The sequence below is a fragment of the Euzebya pacifica genome (assembly GCF_003344865.1).
Taxonomy (GTDB): Bacteria; Actinomycetota; Nitriliruptoria; order Euzebyales; family Euzebyaceae; genus Euzebya; species Euzebya pacifica.
On record NZ_CP031165.1, the window covers coordinates 5,174,424 to 5,199,091 of the forward strand.

The following is a 24,668-nucleotide window of genomic DNA, read 5'->3' on the forward strand; positions in this document are numbered from 1 at the left end:
ACGACCACCCCGACGACCACCCCGCCGGTCACCGCCGGCCGGTCGGGTCAGCTGGCGCGGTCGGCGGCGTAGGCGGTGAGGTAGCGGAGGCCGTCGAGGGCGGCCTGGCGCTCGGCCGGGACGACCAGCTCCGACAGCGCGTCGGTCGCCGCAGCGGCCTCGTCCCGGGCTGACTGGCGGGCGCGCTCCAGCGCAGGGTGGACCCGCAGGATGTCCAGGGCCTTGTCGACGTTGGCGTCCGTCGGGTCCTCCAGCAGCGCGGCCAGCGGGGAGTCCGGTCCGTCGTCCTCCAGCGCCATGAGCACCGGGAGCGTGTGCACGCCCTCCCGCAGGTCAGTACCGGGCACCTTGCCGGACTCCGTGGACATCGACGCGATGTCCAGCACGTCGTCGGCCAGCTGGAAGGCGAGTCCGAGGTGGGTGCCGAAGCTGGTGAGGGTGTCCACGGCGTTGGGGCCCTGCCCCGACAGCAGCGCACCGAGACGGCACGACGCGCGGATCAGCGAGGCGGTCTTGCCGTCGAGGACGGCCATGTAGTGCTCGCGGCTCGGGGGAATGCGGACCGCGCCGTGCGTGGCGGCCTCGAGCGACCCCTGGACCTCCAGCACCTGGCCCTCGCACAGCTCGGCGATCGTGCGGGCCATGACGCGGGTGACCTCGACCCCGAGGGTCGCCGACAGCTCCGAGGCGCGGGCCAGCAGGAAGTCGCCGGTCAGGATCGCCACGGTGTTGGACCACTTGATGTGGCTGGCCGGGGTCCCGCGGCGTGTGTCGGCCGCGTCGATCACGTCGTCGTGGTACAGCGTCGAGAGGTGCACCAGCTCCACGATCACCCCACCCGAGATGAGGTCGGGGTGGGTGGCCTGGGCCCCGCCGAGCATGCCCGACAGCAGCACCAGCATCGGTCGGAACCGCTTGCCACCGGCATCGATCAGGTAGCGGGCGGCGTCCTCGACGAACGGGTTGGTCGCGTGGACCGTCTCGCGCATCTGGGCTTCGACGGCCAGCAGGCCGGGGCGCAGGTCGACGCCACGATCGGCGCCCTTCGCGGTCAGGTCATCCAGGGCAGCAGCGGAGATGGCCATCAGCGGATGATCCTCGGGACCGGACCCATGGGAGTCCGGTCAGCGGCGGTCGGGGCGTGGTCGGTCACCCAGCAAACGTACCTGCCTGCTGCGCGAGGCTCACCAGCGCGCCGGGCAGGACACCCAGCACGACGACGGCCACGGCAGCCAGGCCGATACCGAGCATGGCCGCGTCGGATCGGGGCGGGTCGGCGATGGCCAGCGACGTCGCCGTCTCGTCCTCCACGAACATCGAGGCGATGATCCGCAGGTAGAAGAAGGCGGCGATCACGCTGGAGACGACACCGACGATGACCAGCAGCAGCTGACCGGCGTCGATGCCCGCCCGGAAGATCGCGAACTTGGCGGTGAACCCGGCGGTACCCGGGATGCCGGCGAGGGAGATCAGGAACAGCCCCAGCGCCATGGCGGGTTGCGGATACCGGCGGCCGAGGCCACGGAGGTCATCGAGGGTCACGGACTTCTTGAGGCGACGCTCGAAGAACGCCACGACCCCGAAGGAGCCGACCGACATGAACGTGTAGACCAGCAGGTACAGCAGGATCGCGCCGACGGACTCACGACCGGCGGCCCGTGTCCCGTCCGCCCCGAGCGGGCTGATGGAGACCAGGCCGATGGCCACGTAGCCAGCGTGGGCGACCGCGGAGTAGGCGAGGATGCGCTTGACGTCGGTCTGCACGATCGCCAGGACTGCGCCGCCGATCATGGTGACGACGGCCACGCCGATGATGACGGGCGCCCAGATCCACTGGAGGGGGGCCAGCGCACCGACGAAGACCCGGACGAACGCGGCGAACGCAGCAGCCTTGGTGGCCGCGGCCATGAAGCCGGTAACCGGGGTCGGGGCGCCCTGGTAGACGTCCGGGGTCCAGAAGTGGAACGGCACCAGCGCGGTCTTGAACGCGAAGCCGACCAACAGCATCACCAGGGCCACGACGGTCAGGCCGTCGGGGGCGGTCAGCGAGGCAAGCGCCCGGCCGACCTCAGGGATGTTGGTGGAGCCCGCCACGCCGTAGCACAGGGCGATGCCGTACAGCAGCAGGGCGGAGGAGAACGCCCCCAGCAGGAAGTACTTCATCGCCGACTCCTGGCTGTTCAGGTCACGCTTGGCGAGGCCAGCCATGACGTACAGCGCGAGGGAGAGGATCTCCACGGCGATGAAAACGAGGATCAGGTCGTTGGCGGCGGCCAGCAAGGTCATGCCGGTCGCAGCGAACAGCAGCAGCGGGTAGTACTCGCCGCGGTGGATCTGGCGCTCCTCCATGTAGGCGAAGCCGATCGGGATGGTGATCATGCCGGCCAGGCACACCGAGAAGCGGGTGAACAGGGCGACGCCGTCGACGGCTGCCATGCCCGCGAGCAACGAGTCGGTGCCGACCAGCGCCACGGCGTCCTGCCCACCGCTGACGGCGACGAGCTGTCCGGCGTAGGTCTGCCACTGCCAGATGGTCACACCCAGCGCGGCGGCGAAGCCGAGGAAGGTGATGACGGCGCCGAGGCGACGAGGGGTGTCCTTCAGCCAGGCCGTCAGGCCGAACTGCACGACCGCGCCGACGGCGACGATCCCTGCCAGCAACGGCACGTTGGAACCGGTGGTGGAGGCGTTCTGCCAGTAGGCCGCGCCACAGCAGGCGAGGATGACGCCACCCGCGACGAAGGAAGCCTGCAGGCGGTTGCGGTTGTTGCGTCCGGTCGGGGTGACGCCGGCGGTGTCCAGCAGCAGGGCCAGGATGCCGACGCCGAAGAGCACCAGCTCGGGGCTGATCGCCGCCCACGGGAAGTCGACGATCTGTGCGCCCGTCTGGGCCAGCACGGGATGCGCGAGCAGGGAGGTCACTGGTCCTCACCCTCCAGGGCGGTCTCCGCCTCGGTCGCGGCGGCGTCCACGGCAGCCAGATCTGCATCCACCTGCTGGATCACCGCCTCCACCGAAGGGTTGACGATGTCGTACAGGGGCTTGGGGTACAGGCCGATGGCCAGCATCAGCACCACGAGCGGGGCCATCACGGCGATCTCGCGGGTGTTGAGGTCGGTCATGGTCTCGGCGTGGCCGCCGATGGGGCCGTGGAACATGCGCTGGTAGGCCCAGAGCAGGTACAGGGCGGCGAAGATCACGCCGAACGCGGCAGCGATCGCCGCCCACGGCACCGTCTGGTAGGTCCCCATCAGGATCGGGAACTCGCCCACGAAGCCGTTGAGGCCGGGCAGGGCGATCGAGGACATCGTGCTCACGAGGAACAGCCCACCGAAGATCGGCGTGGCCTTCATCAGGCCGGAGTACGCCGCGATCTCACGCGAGTGCGTGCGCTCGTACATGAACCCGATCAGCAGGAACAGCGCACCGGTGGTGATGCCGTGGTTGACCATCTGCACGACCGACCCGCTGGCTGCGGTGGGCTGCAGGGCGAAGATGCCGATGGCGACGAAGCCGAGGTGGGCGACCGAGGAGTAGGCGACCAGCTTCTTGATGTCGGACTGCACCAGGGCGACCAGCGCCCCGTACAGGACACCGATCACGCCGGCGGCCAGGATCGGCCCGACGTAGAGGTCGGTGGCCTCGGGGAACAGCGGCAGGTTGAACCGCAGGAAGCCGTAGCCACCGATCTTCAGCATGACCGCCGCCAGCACGACCGAGCCGACGGTGGGCGCCTCGGTGTGGGCGTCGGGCAGCCACGTGTGCAGCGGGAACAGCGGCAGCTTGATCGCAAACGCCAGGAAGAAGGCCCAGAAGAGCCAGATCTGCTCGCCGCGGGTCAGGTCGACCGCCAGCACGTCGGCGTAGGCGAAGGACCCGCCGGCCTGGAACGACAGGTACAGGATGCCGACGAGCATCAGCAGGCCGCCGACCAGCGTGTACAGGAAGAACTTGACCGATGCGTAGCGCCGGTTGGCGCCACCCCACACCCCGATCAGGGCGTACATGGGGATCAGCATGATCTCGAAGAACAGGTAGAAGAGCACCAGGTCCAGCGCCATGAAGACGCCGATCAGGGCGGACTCGAGGACCAGGAGGGCGATGAAGAAGCCCTTGGTCCGGTCGGTGTGCTCCCAGGATGCCAGCACGACCAGCGGGAAGATGAAGGTCGTCAGCAGGACCAGGAGCACGCTGATGCCGTCGAGGCCGAGGACGTAGGTGATGCCCCACTCGGGGATCCACGCCTTGGACTCGATCATCTGGACCTCGGCCGTGCCGACGGCGAAGTCGGCCATGACCACGATCGACACCAGGAAGGTGGCGACGGTGCCGACCGCAGCGCCGATCCGGAACAGGCCGGTGTTCTCGCGTGGCACGAAGGCCAGCAGCAGCGCCGCGACCGCGGGGATCGCGACCAGCAGGGTGAGGATGTTGCCGGACATCAGACGGAGCCTCCGATGAAGGCGAACGCGACGAGCGCGCCGAGGAAGATGGTGCCGGCGACGATGCCCAGCGCGTAGGAGCGGACGTAGCCGGTCTGGGTGCGACGGGCCTGGCCGGCGAAGGACCGGGTCACGCCGGCAGCGCCGTTGACGATGCCGTCGACGCCGCCCTTGTCCACCCGGGACAGGCCACGGGCCAGCGCGCCACCGACCTTGACGGTGAAGAACTCGTAGAACTCGTCGACGTAGAACTTGTTGCGGGCGATCGACACGAGGCCGCCGCCCACGCCGATGGTCTGGACCTTCTTGGCGTCGGTGCCGCGGAACATCCAGATGGAGATCGCGACGCCGATCGCGGCGACGGCCAGCGCGGCCGGCAGGTGCCAGGACACGGGGATGATCTCGCTGGTGTGGTGGAACGCCTCGACGGTGTTGCCGAGCCAGCCGTGCAGCCAGCCGTCCTCGGGCGAGGTGTTCAGCAGTCCACCGAAGGCCGCCGCGACGGCCAGCAGGAGCAGGGGCAGCGTCATGGACGGCGGCGACTCGTGCGGATGGAAGACCGCCTTGCCCGCGTCGTCGGTGACCCCCTCCCAGCGCTTGGGTCCGGTGAAGATCAGCAGGAACCAGCGGACCATGTAGAAGGCGGTCATGCCGGCGACCAGCAGGCCGAGCACCCAGAGCGCCTCGGTGCCAGCGGTCTCGGCCGCGGCGGCGAGGATCTCCTCCTTGGAGTAGAAGCCCGAGGAGAAGGGGAACCCGGCGATCGCGAGGACCGCGATCAGCGAGGTCGTGCCGGTGATCGGCATCTTGCGCCACAGTCCGCCCATCTGGCGGATGTCGGTGCGGTCGGCCATCGCGTGCATGACCGAACCGGCGGCGAGGAACAGCAGCGCCTTGAAGAAGCCGTGGGTCAGCAGGTGGAAGACGCCGGCGGTGTAGTCGCCGACCCCCACACCGATGAACATGTACCCCAGCTGGCTGACGGTGGAGTAGGCGAGGATCTTCTTCAGGTCGACCTGGGCGCAGGCGATGGCGGCCGCGACGAACGCGGTGGCGCCACCCACCCAGGCGACGATCAGGCCGATGTCGGGGATCGCGGCGTACAGCGGCGAGGTGCGGGCGATCAGGTAGACACCCGCGGTCACCATCGTGGCCGCGTGGATCAGGGCCGACACGGGGGTCGGACCGGCCATGGCGTCGGGCAGCCAGACGTACAGCGGGATCTGCGCGGACTTGCCGGTCGCGCCGACGAACAGCAGCAGCCCGATGGCGACCAGCGTCCCGGTCGCGGCGGTGCCGATCGCGGGGAGGACCTCGGCGAACTCCAGGGACCCGAAGGTCGCGAAGACGATGAACATCGCGACCATGAAGCCGACGTCACCGATGCGGTTGGTGACGAACGCCTTCTTGGCGGCGGCGGCGTACTCCTTCTTCTCGAACCAGAAGCCGATGAGGAGGTAGGAGGACAGCCCGACGAGCTCCCAGCCGACGAACAGGACGAGGAAGCTCGAGCCGAGGACCAGCACCAGCATCGAGGCGGCGAACAGGTTCAGGTAGGCGAAGAACCGTTCGTACCGCGAGTCGTGTGACATGTAGCCCAGCGAGTACACGTGGATCAGCAGGCCGACCCAGGTGACCAGCATCAGCATCACGGCCGACAGCGGGTCGACCAGCATCGACCAGTTCACCGTGAACCCGGCGATGTCCAGCCACGCCGCCACGTCCACGACGAACGTGCGGTCGCCTGACGGGTGACTCAGCAGCTCGAGCAGGACCAGGGTCGCCATGGTGGCGGAGAAGCCGATGGCAGTGATGGCCACGCCGGAGGTCAGGCGACCCAGGCGACGGCCGAACAGCAGCAGGAGCCCGGCGCTGATCGCCGGCACGACCGGGATCAGCCAGGCCAGGTCGATGACCGACCCGGCGGCTGCGGTGGAGATGTGCTCGAAGGGGTGCCCGCCGCCCTCGGTCGCGAGGACGGGGACGAGCAGCGGGGACAGCAGGGAGCCGGTCACGAGCGGAGCCGATCTGCGTCGTCGGCGTCGATGGACGCCCGGAGTCGGAACAGGTTCACGATCAGCGCGAGGCCGACGGTGACCTCGGCCGCAGCGACGACCATCACGAAGAAGGACAGGACCTGCCCGTCGAGGTTGCCGTTGATGCGGCTGAAGGCGACCAGGGTCAGGTTGACCGAGTTCAGCATCAGCTCGATGCACATGAACATGACGATCAGGTTCCGGCGCACGAGGACGCCGACGATCCCGATCGAGAACAAGGCAGCGGCCAGCAGCAGGTAGTAGCCGGCCGGGATGCCTGCAGCGGGGCTCATTGGCCTTCCTCCCCGTGGGTGTGGTCGTCGAGCTCGGCGGCCGGGGTTGTGGTCTCGCCAGCGGGGATGGACACGGGCTCGTGGGGGACGCCCGGTTCGGCCGCGGTGCCGGAGTCGACGAGGTCGGTCATGTTGTCGGTGCGTCGGCCGAGGACCATCGCGCCGATGGCGGCGATGACCAGCAGGACGCTCGTGACCTCGAAGGGCCAGACGTAGCGGCCGAAGATGAGCCGGCCGATCTGGGCGACGTTGCCGCCCTCGGCGGCGTTCTGGCCCTCGAGGCCCACACAGGGCCGGGCGGCCGCACCCTGGTCGGCGATCGACTCCTCGACCGCGCCGGAGATGTTGCAGGCGCTGTCGGTGCCCATGTACGGGCCCGCCACCGTGGCGGTCAGGCCCATGAACAGGCCGATGCCGAGCACGATCGCCGCGACCTTCTGGCCACGGATCCTGCCCGGTCCGGACTCGACGCTCTTGTCGACGCCGAGCAGCATCAGCACGAACAGGAACAGGATCATGATCGCGCCGGCGTAGACGATGACCTGGATGGTGGCCAGGAACTGCGCCTGCAGCACCGCGTAGAACACCGCGAAGGTGAAGAAGTTGATGACGAGCATCAGGGCGGCGTGGACCGGGTTCTTCAGCACCACGACGCTGATCGCGGCAGCCAGCGAGAGGGGGGCGATCAGCCAGAACACCCAGAACTCGGCAGCACCCGAGGTGGACTGGGTGGCCGTCTGCGCAAGCGTGACGACGGCCGGGGCCAACGCACTCATGCCACGACCTCGCCGTCGTCGTCGATGCCGTCCTCGTTGCCGGGCCGGGTCTGGGTGCCGGGAATCGGCTCGGTGGCGACCGCGCCCATGGTCTCGCCGTCGGCAGCCTTGGTCATGCGCTTGTCGTAGACGTAGGCGCTGCCCTTGCTGACCAGCGGCTGCTGGCCGGCGAAGTTGTTCTCGTAGTACTCCAGGCCACGGGCAGCGACCTCCGCGTCGGTGTGCGGGGTCTCCTGCGCGCCGTCGGGGAGGGGGGCCAGCAGCTGGTCCTTGGTGAAGATCAGGTCGTCGCGGTTGTCCCCGGCGATCTCGTACTCGTTGGACATCGTCAGCGCCCGGGTGGGGCAGGCCTCGATGCACAGGCCGCAGAAGATGCAGCGCAGGTAGTTGATCTGGTAATCCACGCCGTACCGCTCACCGGGCGAGAAGCGGGCGTCGGGGCTGTTGTCGGCGCCCATCACGAAGATGGCGTCGGCGGGGCAGGCCCATGCGCACAGCTCGCAGCCGACGCACTTCTCCAGCCCGTCGGGGTGCCGGTTCAGGACGTGACGCCCGTGGAAACGCGGCTGGGTGGGCCGCTTGACCTCGGGGTACTGGGTGGTGACTGGCGGCCTGAACATCGTCTTGAAGGTCAGACCGAAGCCCTTGAGCATCGCGTTGAACATCGCGTCAGGCTCCCACGGGTTCGGGGGCGGAGGACTCGTCGTCGCTGCTGGCCGGATCGGCCGGGGTGGTCGCGACGGGGTCGGGGTCGGGTGTGGCCGTGGCACCACCGCTGGGGCCGGCGGGTGGGGTCGGGCGACGGGTGCCGCCGCCCCCGCCACCGGAGCCTTCGTCGGACACCGTGGCCTCGTCCTCGCGTGCACCGGCGAAGACCGGGGCGACGAAGGCGAGGAAGGCCAGGGCACCGAAGATCAGCGCCCCGAAGGGGGCGATCTGGCCGATGGCGTCGTCGGTGGTGGACACGTAGCTGCGGACGACGACGGCGAAGCCGGTCAGGAAGACCCAGACGATGCCGAGCGGCAGCATGACGCGCCAGCCCAGGTCCATCAGGCGGTCGTAGCGCATGCGGGGCAGGGTCGCCCGGAGCCACACGAAGACGAAGATGAAGATCATGACCTTGCCGGCGAAGTAGCCGATCGGCAGCAGCAGCTGCAGGGCGATCTGCCACCACGCGTCACCGGAGGGGACGGGGCCGGAGGGTCCGCCGAGGAACATGGTGACCACGAGCGCGCTCATGGTGATGACGTTCATGAACTCGGCCAGGAAGAACATCGCGAACTTGGCGGCCGAGTACTCGGTGTGGAACCCGGCGACGAGCTCTCCTTCGGCCTCGGGGAGGTCGAAGGGCGGGCGCTGGGTCTCAGCGATCGCGCTGATGAAGAACAGCAGGAACGCCGGGAACATCGGCACGATGTTGAAGGCTGGGATCAGGTCGAGGCCGGGGATCACGACGCCGAAGACGCTGCCCCCCGGGATCAGGGAGCCGGCTTGTCCGGCAACGATGTCGGATGAGCGGAGCGAGCCGGTGTAGATGAACACCGCCGCAGCGCCGAGGCCCATCGCCAGCTCGTAGGAGACCATCTGGGCCGAGGAGCGGACGCCACCGAGGAGGGGGTACTTCGAACCGGACGACCAACCGGCGAGCACGATGCCGTACACGCCGATGGACCCCATGGCGAGGGTCCACAGGATGCCGATCGTCGGGTCCCACACCTGCAGGCTGACGACCCGGTCACCGATCTCGATCCCCCGGCCGCCGAACGGGATGACCGCGAACGTCATCATCGCGACGATGGCGCTGACCAGCGGGGCGGTGAAGTAGACGATCTTGTCGGCGTTCCTCGGTGTGATGTCCTCCTTGAAGAAGAACTTCGCGCCGTCGGCAACGGTCTGCAGCATGCCGAACGGCCCCAAGCGGTTGGGGCCGATGCGGGACTGCATCTTGGAGACCAGACGTCGTTCGCCCCAGATGAGCATGGCGGTGGACAGCAGCCACAGCACGAATGCCGCGATGACCACCCCCAGGACGAGAAGGAAGTCGACCCAGTCGTTGATCTGTGGGACGGGCAACATCAGCTCTCGCCTCCGTTGGAGTTGGCGGATCCCGCGGCCACGGGTTCGGCAGGCTGTGCGTCGGCGATCGTGATGCCGTTGCGGCCGATGTCCCCGGCGTGGATGCGCGGAAGGACGACGGTCCCGGGGGCCACGGCAGGCGTCACGCGGAGGACCAGGTCGACGCTGCCGCGGTCGCCGGTGACGGCCACGGTGTGCCCGTCGATGGCGGTGCCGGCATCGGCCGGGTTGACCCAGATCGACGGGGCAGGCCGGCTGTCGACGAGCTCCTTGGCGCCGGTCAGCATCGTGCCGCCCTGCAGCAGGATCGGCAGGTAGACCGCGGTGAGGCCGTCGGTGTCGGCCGGCTGGTCGATCTCGGTGGCGGTGGCCGTGGAGGCGCCGCGTTCGGGGGTCGGGGCCATCAGGGGTGCGGCCTCGCGACGGACGTCGTTGGCGGTCTCCCAGCCGAGGTCGGTACCCATGCTGCGGGCGACCTGTCGGACGACGTCCCAGTCCTGCAGGGACTGGCCGACGGCGCCCACTGCCTGGGGCCAGGCCTGGCGGCGGCCCTCCCAGCTGGTGAAGCTGCCGACCCGCTCCGGCGGTGCCGTGACGGGGAAGACGACATCGGCGCGGCGCACGGACTCCGTCGGCAGCGTGTCGCTGGCGATGACGGTCGGGGCGACCTCGAGGGCCCGACGAGCCAGGTCCGGATCGTCGAAGTCGGCGACGGGGTCGACACCGATCAGCCACAGGGTGGTGATCGTGCCGTCCACGACGGCCTGCAGGATGCCGGTGGCGTCGAGGCCCGGTTCGGTGGGGACACGACCCCAGGCCTCGGCGACGGGGCCGGGCGCGTCCAGCGGGCGACCGCCGGGCAGGGTGCCCGGCAGCAGGCCCGCTTCGATCGCACCGCGGGCACCGGGACGGCGGGGGACCCAGGCGAATCCGGCGCCGCGGGCCTCGGCCAGCGCCTTGGCCGCGGGCAGCGCACCCGGGCTCGCGGCGAGCCGCTCACCGGCCAGCACCACGGCAGGTGCCCTGGACAGGTCGGTGCCGTCACCGAGGACGTCGATGATCGGGGCGAGCTCCTCCGCACCGTCGGCGAGCGCCTGCAGGGCCGCAGCCTCGCCGCCGGCCTCCGTGGGGATCCACTGCCAGGCGATCTCCTCGAGACGACCGAGGACCGGGCCGACGACGACGATCTTCTGGTTGTGCTGGCGCCACGCCTTGCGCATGCGCAGGAACAGCAGCGGCAGCTCTTCGTGGGGTTCGAGGCCTGCCACGACGACCACCGGGGCCTGCTCGACGACGTCGTAGGTGACGTCGTGGTCACCGGCGATGGTCGGGAGCACGGCGAGGTCGTCGGCCTGCGGGCTGGTCCTGAAGTCGACGTGATCGGTCCCGACGACGTCGCGGGCGAACCGGCTGACGGCGTAGGCGTCCTCGTCGGTCAGGCGACCGCCCGTCAGGATGGCGACGGAGCCGGGGCCGTTGGCGTCGATGGCGGCGGTCAGCTTCTCCGCGGCGGTGTCGACGGCGGAGACCCACGTGGCGCGCTCCAGCGCACCGGTGCCGCCGCGGACCAGGGGCGCGTCCAGCCGGTCGGGGTGGGAGACGAACGCGTAGCCGTAGCGGTTCTTGTCGTCCAGCCACGCCTCGTTGACGGCGAGGTTGGTCCGGGCGAGCGTGCGCTGGATGACCCCACGGCGCACGTCGTGGCGGACGTTGGCGCCCGACGCGTCGTGGAAGGCGATGCCGGGGATGCGGCGGATGTCGAACGGCCGGGCGCCGAAGCGGTAGCTGTTGGACGTCAGGGCGCCGACCGGGCAGATCTGGACGACGTTGCCGGCGAAGTAGGACTCGTAGGGCTGGTCGCCGTAGATCGAGACCTGCTCCAGCGCACCGCGCTCGAACAGCTCGATGAACGGGTCACCGGAGATCTGCTTGGAGAAGCGGGTGCAGCGAGCGCACAGCACGCAGCGTTCGCGGTCAAGCGCGATCTGGGCGTTGATCGGCAGGGCCTTGGAGAAGACGCGCTTCTTCTCGTACATGCGCGATTCGCCCGGCCCGTGCTTGAGGGCCTGGTCCTGCAGGGGGCACTCGCCACCCTTGTCGCACTGCGGGCAGTCCAGGGGGTGGTTGACCAGCAGGAACTCCAGCTGGGACTCCTGGTACTGCCGGGCCACCTCGGAGGTCTCCTGGGTGCGGATGACCATGTCGGGGCGGACGGCCTCGGAGCACGAGGCCACCGGCTTGCGGGCCCCCTCGACGTCGACGAGGCACTGACGGCACGCGGCGACGGGGTCCAGCAAGGGGTGGTCGCAGAACCGCGGGATGGTGATGCCGATCTGCTCGGCAGCACGGATCACCAGGGTCCCGGGCTCGACCTCGAGGGCCTGGCCGTCGATCGTGATCGGGATCAGCTTGCTCTTGGCCTCGGTGGCATCAGACATGCCCGACTCCCACCTTCATCTCGGGACGATCGGTCTGGGCGTTGTCGGTGATGACGCCCGCGTGCGGCTCGATGTGCTCGGGCAGGCGACCGTTGGCGATCACGTACTCGTACTCGTCACGGAAGTACTTGATGCCGGACTTGACCGAGCTGGTCGCGCCGTCGGCCAGCGCGCAGAACGAGCGGCCGAAGATGTTGTCGGCCAGCTCGTCGAGTGTGGCGATGTCCTCGGGTCGACCGCGGCCGCCGAGGATGCGCTCCAGGATCTGGCCGACCCAGAAGTTGCCCTCGCGGCACGGGGTGCACTTGCCGCAGGACTCGTGCTCGTAGAAGCGGATCCAGTTGAGGGTCGCTTCGATCACCGAGGTCTTGTCGGAGTACATCATCATCGCGCCGGTGCCCATCAGGCTGCCGGCGGCGGCGATGGAGTCGAAGTCCATCGGGATGTCGTAGTGCTCGGCGGTCAGCAACGGGGTCGAGGACCCGCCGGGCGCCCAGAACTTGAGCTCCCGTCCGTCGAGCATGCCGCCGCAGGCCTCCTCGATGATCTGCCGGGCGGGCGTGCCCATCGGATACTCGTAGTTGCCGGGCCGGTTGACCTCACCGGAGACGCAGAACAGCTTGGTGCCGGGCGACCGTTCGGGCCCCCACTGCTTCCACCAGTTGGCGCCGTGCTCGATGATGTGGCCGGCAGCGGCGATGGACTCGACGTTGTTGATGACCGTCGGGCAGGCGTACAGGCCCGCGACGGCGGGGAACGGCGGACGCAGGCGCGGCTGGCCACGACGGCCCTCCAGCGCCTCGAGCAGCGCGGTCTCCTCGCCACAGATGTAGGCGCCGGAGCCGTAGTGCAGCGTGATGTGGTGGGAGAAACCCGACCCCATGATGTCGTCGCCGAGGTACCCGGCGGCGTAGGCCTCGGCCAGGGCCTCCTCGATGCGGATGCCCGACCAGAGGTACTCACCGCGCAGGAAGATGAAGCTGCGGGGGGAGTTCAGCGCGTACGCCGAGCAGATGATCCCCTCGATCAGCTGGAACGGGTCGCGCTCCATGAGCTCGCGGTCCTTGAAGGTCCCGGGCTCGCCCTCGTCGGCGTTGATGACGAGGTAGATCGGCTTGCCGGTGTCCTGGGGCACGAACGACCACTTGAGGCCCGTCGGGAACCCTGCGCCGCCGCGGCCGCGCAGGCCCGAGTCCTTGACGACGTCGCGCAGCGCGGCGGGGTCCTGGTTGAGGGCGCGCTTGAGGGCCTTCCAGCCGTCGGTGCGCGTGTAGCCCTCGAGGGTGTGGGCGTCGGGGACGTCGTAGCGCTTGGACAGCACCTTGACCTGCGGCATCAGCTGATCCCTTCCTCTTCACCGATCGTGGAGTCGTCGGCGTCGTCGGGGGTGGTGGTGTCGTCGGCGACCGGCTGGGCCTGGGGTTCGGCCTGCGGGTCGGTGTCGGCGGGTTCGGCCACGTCGGCGTCGCCCGGCTCCGCCGGCGGTTCGGTGTCGGTGACCGTGCCGGCGTCGTGCTCGGGAGCGGGGACCTCGTCGGGCGTCTGACCGTTGGGGGCCTGTGCCCCCGCGCCACCGAAGCTGATCACGCCGACGGACCCGGATCCCACGCCGGCGTCGGGCGTCGGCACGGCACCGTCGTCCTTGGTCGCAAGGCCCAGGCGCTGTCCGGGACCCTCGGGGTCGATCGGGCCGATGCCGGCCAGGCGGTGGCTGGCGGCCTTGATGCCGGGGGGAACCATGCCTCGGGTGGGCTGGGGCGGGTTGCCCGCACGGACGGCCTCGACCAGCTCGACGGCGGCGTCGGGGTCGACCCACTCGTAGTTGAGGTAGTCGACGGTGACGACCGGGGCACCCTCGCAGTTGCCCAGGCACTCGGCGTGCTCGAGGGTGATCCTGCCGTCCTCGGTGGTCTGGTCGTGACCCACGCCGAGGTGCTCGCGCAGCCGGTCGTAGGTGGCCTGTCCCCCGCGCACGGCGCAGGAGAAGTTGGTGCACACGCTGACCAGGTGCTCGCCCATGGGCTCGCGCTTGTACATCGTGTAGAAGGTCGACACGGCGGCGACCTCGGCCTTGGTCAGGTCGAGCAGCTCGGCGCACTCGGCGACGCCGTCATCGCTGACGAAGCCGTCCTGGTGCTGCACGAGGTGCAGCAGGGGCAGCAGGGCGCTCCGCTTCACGGGGAAGCGGTCGACCAGGGCTTCGGCCTTCGCGCGCAGCTCTGGGGAGAACACGACGGTGCCAGGCCTTTCGGAGGTGGGTGACGAGGGGTCCGCGGTTCGGAAGGCGGTGTTTCCGAGGGCAGTGTGCTCAACGTGGGATGACAGCCCCGGGGGCAGTATTCAATCGCCTCAGCGCGGGTTCCGCAGGTTAGCAGCGCGACCCTGCATATGTGAAGCCGTTCACAAGGGCACAGGCGAGGTCAGGAACCCGCGATCGGCACACCCGGCTGGCGCATCCCCACGGAGGGACGAGCACGAGGCCGAGGGGGACTAGCGGTCGACGCCGCCCATGACGGGGTCGAGGGAGGCGACGGCAGCGATGACGTCGGCGACCTGCAGCCCGCGAGTGGCCGCGGGGATGGCGCCGATGTGGATGAAGGAGGGTTCGCGGACGTGGACGCGGTACGGCTTGTTCGTGCCGCTGGACGTCACGTGGTACCCGAGCTCGCCACGAGGGGACTCCACGGGGACGTAGACGGTGCCCTTCGGCACCTCGAAGCCCTCGGTCACCAGCTTGAAGTGGTGGATCAGGGCCTCCATCGACTGGCCCATGATCTTGCCGATGTAGGACTTGGCGTTGCCCAGCCCGTCGGGGCCGAGCGCGAGCTGCGCCGGCCAGGCGACCTTCTTGTCGGCCACCATCACGGGACCGCCGGGCAGCGACTTCAGCGCCTGCTGGACGATCTTGATGGATTCGCGCATCTCGCGGACGCGGATGAGGAACCGGCCGTAGGCGTCGGCGGTGTCGGTGGTCTGGACCTCGAAGTCGTACTGCTCGATACCGCAGTAGGGGGCGGACTTGCGCAGGTCGTGGGCGACACCGGCAGAACGAAGGACCGGGCCGGTGATACCCAGGTCGAAGCACTGCTCGGCGGTCAGCACACCGACGCCGACGTTGCGCTCCTGCCAGATCGGGTTCTCCGTCAGCAGGTCCTCGAGCTCGTCGATCTTGCCGGGGAGCTCGTCGATGACCTCGCTGACCCGGGACACGAAGTCCTCGGGGACGTCCTGTGCCAGGCCGCCGGGGCGGATGTAGGCATGGTTCATCCGCAGGCCGGTCACGTACTCGAAGATGTCGAGCAGCGTCTCGCGCTCACGGAAGCCGTAGATCATCGCCGACAGCGCGCCGAGCTCCATGCCGCCGGTCGCCAGCGCCACCTGGTGGGAGGTGATGCGGTTGATCTCGGTCATGATGACGCGGATCGCCTGGGCGCGTTCGGGCACGTCGTCGCCGATGCCCAGCAGCTTCTCCACCGCCAGGCAGTAGCCCAGCTCGTTGTGGAGCGGCGCCAGGTAGTCCATGCGGGTGACGAAGGTGACGCCCTGCACCCAGGGACGGAACTCGGCGTTCTTCTCGATGCCGGTGTGCAGGTAGCCGATGACCGGCTGGTTGTCGACGATCATCTCGCCGTCCATGGTCAGCAGCATCCGCAGCACGCCGTGTGTGGACGGGTGCTGCGGTCCCATGTTGATGACCATGAGGTCGTCCTCGACGGCGTCGGGCAGGTTCTGCCACTCGCCGGAGCCGGCGACGGTGAACTCACCGTCGACGGGCTCGAGGGTTGCCTGGGAGGCGGAGCGCTCGGGGACGATGTCGCTGGTCTCGTCGGCCCACGCGCCGGCCTGGGGGTCCTGGTCAGCCATCAGTAATCACGCTCGTCGGGGGGCGACACGGTGTGGCCCTTGTACATGACCTCCACGCCACCCAGGGGGTAGTCCTTGCGGTGGGGATGCCCGTCCCAGTCGTCGGGCATCATGATGCGGGTCAACGCGGGGTGGCCGGTGAACTCCACGCCCATCAGGTCGTAGACCTCGCGCTCGAGGAAGTTGGCCGAGGAGTACTGCGGCGTGGCGCTGGCCACCACCGGGTTGTCGTCGGGCAGCGAGACGCGCAGGCGGAACCAGTGGGACTTGCTGACCGAGCGGAGGATCCAGGACACGTCGATGTGGCCGGAGTCCTCGACCTCGGTGTAGGTCGGCCAGCCGGTGGTCTCCTGGCTGTTGACCTCCGCCGCCCCGGCGGGCCAGTGCACCGCGGAGACGTCCGACAGCAGCTCGCACGCCGCGACCGGGTCGGCCTTGCAGAAGGCCAGGACCTGCGGCACGTGCTCGGCGGTGGTCTCCAGCGTCAGCTCGCCGCGGAACGCCGTGGCGGTGACGCCGTCGAGGTTGGCGACCAGGTGGTCGCGCAGCGCCGCGAGGCCGTCGCTCAGGGCGTCCACCTCGTCGGGCAGCTGCCGGTCGTCGGGGATCTCGGCTTCGGGGGTGTGGGTGGTGTCGCTCATCGGTCCCTACCTGGCCCAGGAGCTGCCGGGCTTGCCCGCAGCGATTTGTTCCTGCCGCCGCTGGACGCCTTCGGCCTTGGTGTGGCCGCCGCCGGCGACGGTCTCCTTGGGCATGATCCGGTGCAGCGCGGGGGCGGTCATGTCGGGCGATCCGGTGACGCGACCGGGGTCCTCGATGGTCTCGCCATCGACCCAGCCGGTGCGCTTGCGGAAGTCCGCCATCGACTCGCCCTTGCGGGGACGCTCGACGAGCTGCTCGTTGCGGATCTTCTCGTGCAGCTTGAGGATGCCGTCCATCAGCAGCTCGGGACGCGGCGGGCAGCCCGGCACGTACATGTCGACCGGGATGATGTGGTCGACGCCCTGCACGATGGCGTAGTTGTTGAACATGCCGCCCGAGGACGCGCAGACGCCCATGGAGATGACCCACTTGGGGTCCGCCATCTGGTCGTAGAGGTTGCGCACGATCGGGGCCATCTTCTGGCTCACGCGACCGGCCACGATCATCAGATCGGCCTGGCGCGGAGAGGCACGGAAGACCTCCATGCCGAAGCGGGCCAGGTCGTAGTGGGCGGCACCGGTCGACATCATCTCGATGGCGCAGCAGGCAAGGCCGAAGGTGGCGGGGAACAGCGACCCTGCGCGGGCGATGCCCAGCAGCTTCTCGGCGCTGGTCAGCAGGATGCCGTCGGGCAGACGGGACTCTATGCCCATGTGATCACTCCCAGTCCAGGCCGCCCTTGCGGACGACGTAGTAGTAGGACTCCAGCAGCAGGGCGATGAACACGCCCATGGTTGCCAGGCCGTACCACGACAGCTCCGCCAGGACCGTGGCCCACGGGTAGAGGAAGACCGCCTCGACATCGAAGATGATGAAGAGCATCGCGATCAGGTAGAACTTCACCGGAAACCGCTGGCCGGCGATGGCCGTCTCGGGCTCGGGGATGATGCCGGACTCGTAGGGCGCTTCCTTCGCCGGGCTCGGGTTCTTCGGCCCGAGCTTGGCCGACACCAACACGGACGCGACCACGAACAGCGTGGCGACAGCGAAGAGCAGCACGATGGGCAGGTACTCGACCAGCACGGGTGGTGACCTTCTTCCTTGGAGGTGGGGGCGAGGGGTCCGGATCCGCCACGGGGCGACACCATTGAAGCGCCTCCGTACGGGAGGCGCAGGTTAGCAGCCGCCGCGAGGGCATGTGAAGTCGTTCACAAGTGCACGACGCGGGTTCTCGTGGGGATCCGCGGCCGAGGCGACCCGGTCCGCCGGGCACGGCCGACCGGTCCGGCCGTCACCCCTCGCCGGTACGCTTCCGCCATGAGCTCCTCCGCCCCGCCGACCGGTCCCTCGTGGGACGGTTCGACGGACGGAGTCGAGCCACCGGAGGGCAACGGTTTCGGCCCCTACGGCCCCGGCGGCGACATGCTCCTGCCGTCGGAGGAGGACCGGGCCAAGCGCCAGCAGAAGGCCGGACGGCGTGTGGCCCGGGCGACCGGCAAGGCCGTCGTGACCCGGGTGCAGGACATGTTCTCCGCCGGCGGACCGGCGTTCAACAAGCTGGCCAACGCCCATGCCGCGTCCACTGCGGGCGACACCCTGATCGCCATCGCACTGGCCAACACGCTGTTCTTCTCCGTGCCCTCGAGCGAGGCGCGGGGCAACGTCGCGTTGTACCTGCTGATCACCGTCGCTCCGTTCGCGGTGATCGGACCGGTACTCGGGTGGGTGATGGACCGGCCCGGGGCCGAGCGGTTCACGCTGGTTGCCTCCTCCCTCCTCCGCCTCGTGGCCGCGATCGGGCTGGTGTTCGAAGCCGACTCGTTCTGGCTGTTCCCCCTGGCGTTCGTGCTCATGGTGCTCTCGCGCGTCCACGGCATCAGCCGGTCGGCCCTGCTGCCGATGGCGCTGACCAACGCGGTGGCGCTCGTGACCGCCAACGCCCGGCTGGCGCAGGTGGGCGTGTTCGCCGGCGGCCTGATCGCCCCGATCGGTGCCGGGCTGGCTGCGTTCGGCCCCGCCCCGGTGCTGATCGCGGCGAGCGTGCTCTTCGGGGTCGCCGTGTGGCAGTCGATGGCCCTGCCCGACGTCACGGGCGCACCCCCTCGCCGACCGATCATCGCCTCGGAGATGATCGTGCCGCTGGACCCCGACGCGCCACCGGGTCCCGACGTGGAGGAGGACGCGGACGACGAGCAGGAGCTCGAGGACACCCCGGAGGACCACCCCGCAAGCGACGCCCAGCTGCGGCTGGCCCGGTTCGCGACCGCGGTGGTGCGCCTGCTGAACGGCTTCCTCGTCCTGGTGCTGGCCTTCGCCTTCCGGGACGTCGACGCCCCGCTCGCCGACTTCGGTGCCGTGCTCGGTGCCGCTGGCGGCGGGTACGCCCTCGCGTCGTTCGCCGCCCCACGACTGGAACGGGCGCTGCGGGAGGAACCCATGGTGGTCGCCGCGCTGGCGGTAGAGGCCGCCGCCGCCTTCATCGCCGGGCAGTTCTTCGGCCTGCCGGCGGCCATCTTCCTTGCGCTGGCGGCCGGCTACGCCTGGGGAACCGCCAAGTTCGCCTTCGACGGCTTGCTGCAGGCCACCCTCCCCCAGTCCCTGCGCGGCCGTGCGTTCACCAAGTCCGAGACGGTCTTCCAGGTGGCATGGGTCATCGGTGCGGTCATCCCCACCGGACTGACGATCGACATCCGCATCGGGCTGGTCATCGCCGGCTGCGTCGCCCTGCTGGCCCAGACCCTCTACGTCTCGCGCCTCCTCCAGCGCATCTGATCCCGGGGGCCTTGCGTTCCACCTGCGGTCGCTGCAAAATGCATGCATGCCGTCGATCACCATACGGGACGTACCCGAGGACGCTCGCAACGAGCTGGCGGCTCGGGCTGCCTCGAGCGGACGATCGCTGCAGGAGTACCTGCTGGCGCAGCTCATCGAGCTCGCCCGCCGGCCATCCCCTGACGTGCTGATGGCCAGGGTGCGCGAACGCAAACGGGTGACGGGCAGCACGCTGGAACCCGACGTCATCCTCTCCCACCGGGATGCGGACAGGCGGTGACCGCGGTGCCGGACGCCAGCGTCGTCGTGGCTGCGCTCGTGGATGGCGGCCCGGTTGGCGCCTGGGCAGAGTCGGTCCTGGCCGACAACCAGCTGGCCGCCCCCCACCTGCTGCTGGTCGAGGTCGCCAACATCCTCCGACGGACCAGCCTCGCCGCACAGCTGTCGCAGGATGCCGCAGACCTGGCCCACGCTGACCTGCTGGATCTCCGCGTGGCCCTGTTCGACTACGAGACCGTCGCCGACCGCATCTGGCAGCTGCGTCACAACGTCACCACGTACGACGCCTGGTATGTCGCCGTCGCCGAGCGGCTCGACGCCCCACTCGTCACCCTGGACCGCCGACTCAGCACCGCGGCAGGACCGACCTGCACCTTCGTTCTGCCGCCAGCGGCCTGATCCAGCCGGCTTACGTGTCGGTCGGGCACTGTCCGGACGTGGCATACGGCCACCCGTCCGCGGGACGTCTCCTCCTGTGACGGCGCACGGTCTGCAGTCACATCGACGATCGGCGCCGGCCCGGCGGGCCCATGGCCCTGCCGACCCCCAACTCCCGAGCAAGAGGAGCATCACCGCATGTCCATCTCTGCCACCTACCGACGGATCACGGGCGTCCTCGCCCTGCTGGTCCTGACCGCGTTGTTGCCGCTCACCGCGGCAAGCGCACAGGACGAGCGCACCGTCGTCGACCTCGACCTCGTCGCCGACGACGTCTCCGACCCCGTCGAGACCTCGATCCTGTACAGCCGCCAGACCTTCGGCTCCGCCGAGCAGGCCCTTGTCGCCACCTCCTTCGACGGTGCCGACGCGCTGGCCTCGGGCTCGCTGCAGTCCGGCGTCGGCGAGGCCGCCGCCACCGACACCGAGGGCACCGCCGTCACCGGCCGTCCGCTGCTGTTCGTCGACCCGACCGCAGGCCCCGAGCAGGCGCTCTTCGACGAGCTGTCCCGCCTCGGCGTCACCTCGATCATCCTGCTGGGTGGCGAGAGCGCCGTTCCGCCCGCCGTCGCCGACGCCTTCGAGGAGGCAGGGTTCGCTGACGTCCAGCGCATGGGCGGCACCACCCGTGTCGCCACCGCCAGCCTCGTCGCCGAGTACGTGCTGGCCAACAGCGACACCACCACGGCCTACCTCTCCCGTGCGTTCGGCACGGCCGAGGACACCGACACCGCGTACGCCGACTCCTCCGCGCTCGGCGGATGGGCCGCGTCGACCGGCAACCCGATCCTCCTGACGGCCACCGAGAGCCTGTCCCTGGAGACCTCACTGCTGCTGCAGCAGGGCGACATCGAACGCGTCGAGATCGTCGGCGGCCCCGAAGCCGTCAGCGACGACGTCGAGCAGGCGCTGGTCGACATGGGCCTGGAGGTCAACCGGACCGAGGGCGACACCCGTGACCAGACCGCCGTGGCCATCGCTGACGCCCGCGGCGCCGCCGACGCCGGCGATGCACCCCGCGTGATCGTGACCGAGGGCTTCGCCGAGGACTTCTTCGTCAACGCCTTCGCCGCAGCCGCCCACTCGGGCCTGGCCGACGCCCCGATCCTGCTGACCAACGGTGACGACCTGTCGCCCGCCACCGCCACCTACCTCGAGGGCGCCGCGTTCGCGATCGCCGACTCCGGGCTGGTCGGCATCTGCGGTACGGACCTGTCCGCCACCCTGTGCACCGACGTTGCGACCGCCCTGGACGCCACGGTCACCACCGTGACCCTCGACACCGACCCGACCGACCCCGGCACCGCCGAGCAGGTCGGTGACCTCGCCGTGACCCCGCAGGAGGAGACCACCACCCAGGTCGCCATCGACGAGGATCGTACGGGCGAGGCCGACGACGCCATCACCTTCACCGCCACCGACCTCGACCCGGAGACCAACTACCGGGTGACCCTGGTCGTGGCCGACAACGTCACCATCGACGGCGAGGACGCCACGTTCGCCGACGCCGACGACTCGACCCCCGACACCGAGGAGGACGACGGCCTGGGCAACGGCCAGGCCGACGCCGGTGCCTCGGAGGAGATCGCCCTGATCACCGCGGTCAACGGCGAAGCGCTGGAGACCCCGGCCAAGACCACCCCGGCCACCGATGACGACCCGGCGGAGCCGCCCGCCCACCAGCCCGACGAGGACGGCACCCTGACCGTCACCGTCGACGGTGTGGAGGACTCCAACGGTGGCACCGTGTACGCCGTCGTGTACGTCAACGGTGGCGAGTCCACCTTCCTGGAGGTCGACGAGGACGGCGCCCCGACCGAGGCCTACGGCGTCTCCGGCGCCTTCACCCTGGACCCGGTCGTCGGTGACCTCGACGTCGCCGACCACGACCCCGTCACCGTCACCGTCGACAGCGTGACCGGCACCGACGCCGAGGGCGACGAGCGGACCTACACCGTGACTGGCCTCGACGACGACACCGCCTACCGCATCACCCTGGTGCCCGGCGACAACATCACCTTCACCGAGGGCGACGACGAGGCCACGTTCGTCGAGGCCGTCGGTGAGGACGAGGAGCCCAACGGCCTGGCCGACTCCGCCGGTGCCGAGTCCGTCGCCACGATCGTGGAGGTCAACGGCGAGGCCGTGGCCGAGGAGGAGCAGGGCCGCACCGTGCCTGCCGGCGACGACGACCCCTCCGACCCCTCCGGCATCTTCCCGGTCGACGGCGTGATCACCTTCACCATCGACGGTGTCGACTCCGCGATCCTGCCGACCCCCAACCCCGGCGGCACGATCCGTCCGGTCGTCTACGTCAACGGTGGCGAGTCGACCTTCCTCGAGATCGACGAGGACGGGGCACCCACCGAGGTCTACGGCGTCGGTGGTGCCTTCACCACCTCGCCGTTCCCCGGCTAGCCACGAACCCTCGAGTGCCGACGGCCCCCTCGCCCCTGCGGTGAGGGGGCCGTCGGCCTTTCGGTGGCGTTGACCGGGGCGACCGGCCGGGTGAGGCTCTGCACATGACCGACGTCGATGCTCGCGTGTTCCCCCCGGAGGCCTACAACGCCAGGGGCAAGCTCCGGCGGGAGCCCTACGAGCAGGAGCTGGCCCGCCTGCAGGTCGAGCTGGTCAAGCTGCAGGCCTGGATCCAGCACCAGGGCCTGCGCGTCGTGGTGATCTTCGAGGGGCGGGACGCCGCCGGCAAGGGCGGGGTCATCAAGCGCATCACCGAACCCACGAACCCACGGATCGTCCGTGTGGCGGCACTACCGGCCCCGTCGGACCGCGAGAAGACGCAGTGGTACTTCCAGCGCTACGTCGCCCACCTGCCCGCCGCCGGGGAGATGGTGCTGTTCGACCGGTCCTGGTACAACCGCGCCGGCGTCGAGCGGGTGATGGGGTTCGCAACCGACACGCAGGTGCAGGCGTTCATGCGGTCGTGCCCGGAGTTCGAACGCATGCTGATCCGCAGCGGCATCGTGCTGCTCAAGTACTGGTTCAGCGTCTCCGACGAGGAGCAGCAGCGCCGGTTCCAGGGCCGCATCGACGATCCGACGAAGCGCTGGAAGCTGTCGAAGATGGACATGGCCTCGTGGGACCGCTGGCAGGACTACAGCCGCGCCAAGGACGAGATGTTCGCCCACACCGACACCAAGCAGGCGCCGTGGTGGGTGGTCGACGGCGACATCAAGCGCCATGCCCGGCTCAACTGCATCGCGCACCTGCTGGACCAGGTCCCCTACGAGGACCTGACCCCCGACCCCTTCGAGCTGCCGCCCCGGACCCCGTCCTCACACGGCTACGTCCGCCCGCCGGTCGAGGAGCAGACGTTCGTGCCCAGGCGGTACTGAGCTACCCGGCCGCCAGGCCGGCGAGACGGCCCGTGACCCACGCCCAGTGGAAGTTGTAGCCACCCAGGCGGCCGGTCACGTCGATGATCTCGCCGGCCATGTGCAGGCCCGGGACGAGGCGTGACTCCAGCGTCGTGGTCGACAGCTCGGCGAGCGGGACTCCCCCGCCCGTGACCTCGGCGGTCCGGTACCCCTCGGTCCCGGTGACGTGCAGCGGGCACTCCTCGAGCAGGGAGACCAGCCGCTTGCGGTCGTCGCGCCGCAGCGCTCCCAGCGTCGTCGAGGGGTCGATGTCGGCCAGCCCGCACAGGTGGTCGGCCAGGCGGCGCGGCAGTGTGTCGCGCAGCACCGCGGCCACGGGGCGGGCCCCACCCTGCTGCAGGTGCACGTCCCAGTCGGCCGGGGCGTCCGCGGCGGCCCAGCGGGCGGTCAGGGCCGTGCCCTGGCCCCACGGCGCCGCCACGCGGTACGAGGCATCCAGCACGACCGGGCCCGAGAACCCCTTGTGCGTCACGAGCAGGTCGCCTTCGCCCTCCCACACGACCTTGGGGGCCCGGGCGGTCAGGCGGGCCGGGACGGCCAGCCCCGCCAGGCGGTCCCAGTCCCCCGTGTCGGTCAGGAGCGGGACCAGCGCCGGGTAGCGGGGCAGGACGGTGTGACCGAGCGTCCTCGCCCAGCGGTAGCCAGCACCGTCGCTGCCGGTCTTCGGCAACGACAGGCCACCGGTCGTCAGGACGAGCCGGTCAGCGTGGACCGAACGGTCGTCGGTCGTGGTGACCGTGAAGCCGCCATCGCCTCGGGTGACGTCGGCGACCCTCGTGTCGGTGGCCAGGGTGACCCCGGCTCGGTCCATCGCCCGGAGCAGCGCAACAACCACGTCGCCCGACCGATCGCTGACCGGGAAGACCTTGCCGGTGTCCTCCACCTTCAGGGGGATGCCCAGGTCGTCGGCGAAGAACGCGGTGACGTGGTCCAGCGGCCAGGATCGCAGCACCTTGCGGACGGCCTTCGACGAACCCTCGGTGTGGAAGTCGCCCTCGTCGACGACGGACGGCAGGACGTTGCAGCGGCCGCCACCGGAGACCTTGATCTTGGCGCCCGGCTTGCGGGCCGACTCGAGCACCAGGACGGGGACACCGGTCCGAGCCGCGTGGATCGCCGTCATCATGCCGGCTGCGCCCGCACCAACGATGACGACCGGCCAGCGCAGGAGGCCGTCCGGCGGGGCAGGGAGAGGACGATCGGACACCGACGACGGA

Annotated in this window: 20 protein-coding genes and 1 pseudogene; 5 read left to right on the forward strand and 16 right to left on the reverse strand. The window is 69.8% G+C overall.

Annotation, left to right across the window (positions count from 1 at the left end):
- Positions 1-47 precede the first annotated feature (47 nt).
- The 15 genes and pseudogenes from DVS28_RS22330 to DVS28_RS22400 form a co-directional block, all read right to left on the reverse strand.
- A complete protein-coding gene (locus DVS28_RS22330; RefSeq protein WP_114593428.1) occupies positions 48-1,085 on the reverse strand; it encodes a polyprenyl synthetase family protein in 1,038 nt (345 codons plus the stop codon).
- A gap of 64 nt (positions 1,086-1,149) precedes the next feature.
- Entirely contained in the window at positions 1,150-2,922 is a 1,773-nt protein-coding gene (locus tag DVS28_RS22335; protein WP_114593429.1) for an NADH-quinone oxidoreductase subunit N, read from the reverse strand.
- Complete coding sequence (locus DVS28_RS22340) at positions 2,919-4,442, reverse strand: NADH-quinone oxidoreductase subunit M (RefSeq protein WP_114593430.1); 1,524 nt, start codon at positions 4,440-4,442, stop codon at positions 2,919-2,921. The genes DVS28_RS22335 and DVS28_RS22340 overlap by 4 nt, the downstream gene beginning before the upstream one ends.
- Positions 4,442-6,457 (reverse strand): NADH-quinone oxidoreductase subunit L, encoded by a 2,016-nt coding sequence (gene nuoL, locus DVS28_RS22345; RefSeq protein WP_216826224.1) that lies wholly within the window; start codon positions 6,455-6,457, stop codon positions 4,442-4,444. The genes DVS28_RS22340 and nuoL overlap by 1 nt, the downstream gene beginning before the upstream one ends.
- Positions 6,454-6,771: an NADH-quinone oxidoreductase subunit NuoK gene (gene nuoK, locus DVS28_RS22350; protein WP_174236218.1), complete on the reverse strand. Its 318-nt coding sequence runs from the start codon at positions 6,769-6,771 to the stop codon at positions 6,454-6,456. The genes nuoL and nuoK overlap by 4 nt, the downstream gene beginning before the upstream one ends.
- Positions 6,768-7,547: an NADH-quinone oxidoreductase subunit J gene (locus tag DVS28_RS22355; RefSeq protein WP_114593431.1), complete on the reverse strand. Its 780-nt coding sequence runs from the start codon at positions 7,545-7,547 to the stop codon at positions 6,768-6,770. The genes nuoK and DVS28_RS22355 overlap by 4 nt, the downstream gene beginning before the upstream one ends.
- Positions 7,544-8,212, reverse strand: coding sequence for an NADH-quinone oxidoreductase subunit NuoI (nuoI, locus tag DVS28_RS29055; RefSeq protein ID WP_174236219.1), 669 nt, complete (start codon positions 8,210-8,212; stop codon positions 7,544-7,546). Before nuoI ends, DVS28_RS22355 begins: the two co-directional genes overlap by 4 nt.
- A gap of 4 nt (positions 8,213-8,216) precedes the next feature.
- Positions 8,217-9,623: a complex I subunit 1/NuoH family protein gene (locus DVS28_RS22365; protein WP_114593432.1), complete on the reverse strand. Its 1,407-nt coding sequence runs from the start codon at positions 9,621-9,623 to the stop codon at positions 8,217-8,219.
- Complete coding sequence (locus tag DVS28_RS22370; protein ID WP_114593433.1) at positions 9,623-12,061, reverse strand: NADH-quinone oxidoreductase subunit G; 2,439 nt, start codon at positions 12,059-12,061, stop codon at positions 9,623-9,625. Before DVS28_RS22370 ends, DVS28_RS22365 begins: the two co-directional genes overlap by 1 nt.
- Positions 12,054-13,397 carry an NADH-quinone oxidoreductase subunit NuoF gene (gene nuoF / locus DVS28_RS22375; RefSeq protein WP_114593434.1) on the reverse strand — a complete coding sequence of 448 codons (1,344 nt, stop codon included), beginning with the start codon at positions 13,395-13,397 and terminating at the stop codon, positions 12,054-12,056. Before nuoF ends, DVS28_RS22370 begins: the two co-directional genes overlap by 8 nt.
- A complete protein-coding gene (locus tag DVS28_RS22380; protein WP_114593435.1) occupies positions 13,397-14,293 on the reverse strand; it encodes an NADH-quinone oxidoreductase subunit NuoE family protein in 897 nt (298 codons plus the stop codon). The genes nuoF and DVS28_RS22380 overlap by 1 nt, the downstream gene beginning before the upstream one ends.
- Positions 14,294-14,551: 258 nt before the next feature.
- A complete protein-coding gene (locus DVS28_RS22385) occupies positions 14,552-15,925 on the reverse strand; it encodes an NADH-quinone oxidoreductase subunit D (RefSeq protein WP_114593436.1) in 1,374 nt (457 codons plus the stop codon).
- Positions 15,925-16,566: an NADH-quinone oxidoreductase subunit C gene (locus tag DVS28_RS22390; protein WP_114593437.1), complete on the reverse strand. Its 642-nt coding sequence runs from the start codon at positions 16,564-16,566 to the stop codon at positions 15,925-15,927. Before DVS28_RS22390 ends, DVS28_RS22385 begins: the two co-directional genes overlap by 1 nt.
- 264 nt (positions 16,567-16,830) lie before the next feature.
- Positions 16,831-17,280, reverse strand: a pseudogene (locus DVS28_RS29710) (NuoB/complex I 20 kDa subunit family protein); the annotation flags it as partial.
- A gap of 4 nt (positions 17,281-17,284) precedes the next feature.
- Complete coding sequence (locus DVS28_RS22400) at positions 17,285-17,650, reverse strand: NADH-quinone oxidoreductase subunit A (protein WP_114593438.1); 366 nt, start codon at positions 17,648-17,650, stop codon at positions 17,285-17,287.
- Between the two features lie 234 nt (positions 17,651-17,884).
- Here DVS28_RS22400 and DVS28_RS22405 point away from each other — a divergent pair, with 234 nt between their 5' ends.
- The 5 genes from DVS28_RS22405 (at position 17,885) to ppk2 (ending at position 23,409) form a co-directional block, all read left to right on the forward strand.
- Entirely contained in the window at positions 17,885-19,339 is a 1,455-nt protein-coding gene (locus tag DVS28_RS22405; protein WP_114593439.1) for an MFS transporter, read from the forward strand.
- A gap of 46 nt (positions 19,340-19,385) precedes the next feature.
- Complete coding sequence (locus tag DVS28_RS22410) at positions 19,386-19,619, forward strand: FitA-like ribbon-helix-helix domain-containing protein (RefSeq protein ID WP_114593440.1); 234 nt, start codon at positions 19,386-19,388, stop codon at positions 19,617-19,619.
- Positions 19,616-20,017: a type II toxin-antitoxin system VapC family toxin gene (locus DVS28_RS22415; RefSeq protein WP_114593441.1), complete on the forward strand. Its 402-nt coding sequence runs from the start codon at positions 19,616-19,618 to the stop codon at positions 20,015-20,017. Before DVS28_RS22410 ends, DVS28_RS22415 begins: the two co-directional genes overlap by 4 nt.
- A gap of 177 nt (positions 20,018-20,194) precedes the next feature.
- Positions 20,195-22,474, forward strand: a complete 2,280-nt coding sequence (locus DVS28_RS30035) for a cell wall-binding repeat-containing protein (protein WP_114593442.1) — start codon at positions 20,195-20,197, stop codon at positions 22,472-22,474.
- Positions 22,475-22,578: 104 nt separating this feature from the next.
- A complete protein-coding gene (gene ppk2 / locus DVS28_RS22425; protein WP_114593443.1) occupies positions 22,579-23,409 on the forward strand; it encodes a polyphosphate kinase 2 in 831 nt (276 codons plus the stop codon).
- Position 23,410: 1 nt separating this feature from the next.
- On the opposite strand, the gene DVS28_RS22430 is transcribed toward ppk2, so the two are convergent.
- Positions 23,411-24,658, reverse strand: a complete 1,248-nt coding sequence (locus tag DVS28_RS22430; protein ID WP_164710904.1) for a BaiN/RdsA family NAD(P)/FAD-dependent oxidoreductase — start codon at positions 24,656-24,658, stop codon at positions 23,411-23,413.
- Positions 24,659-24,668: the final 10 nt, after the last annotated feature.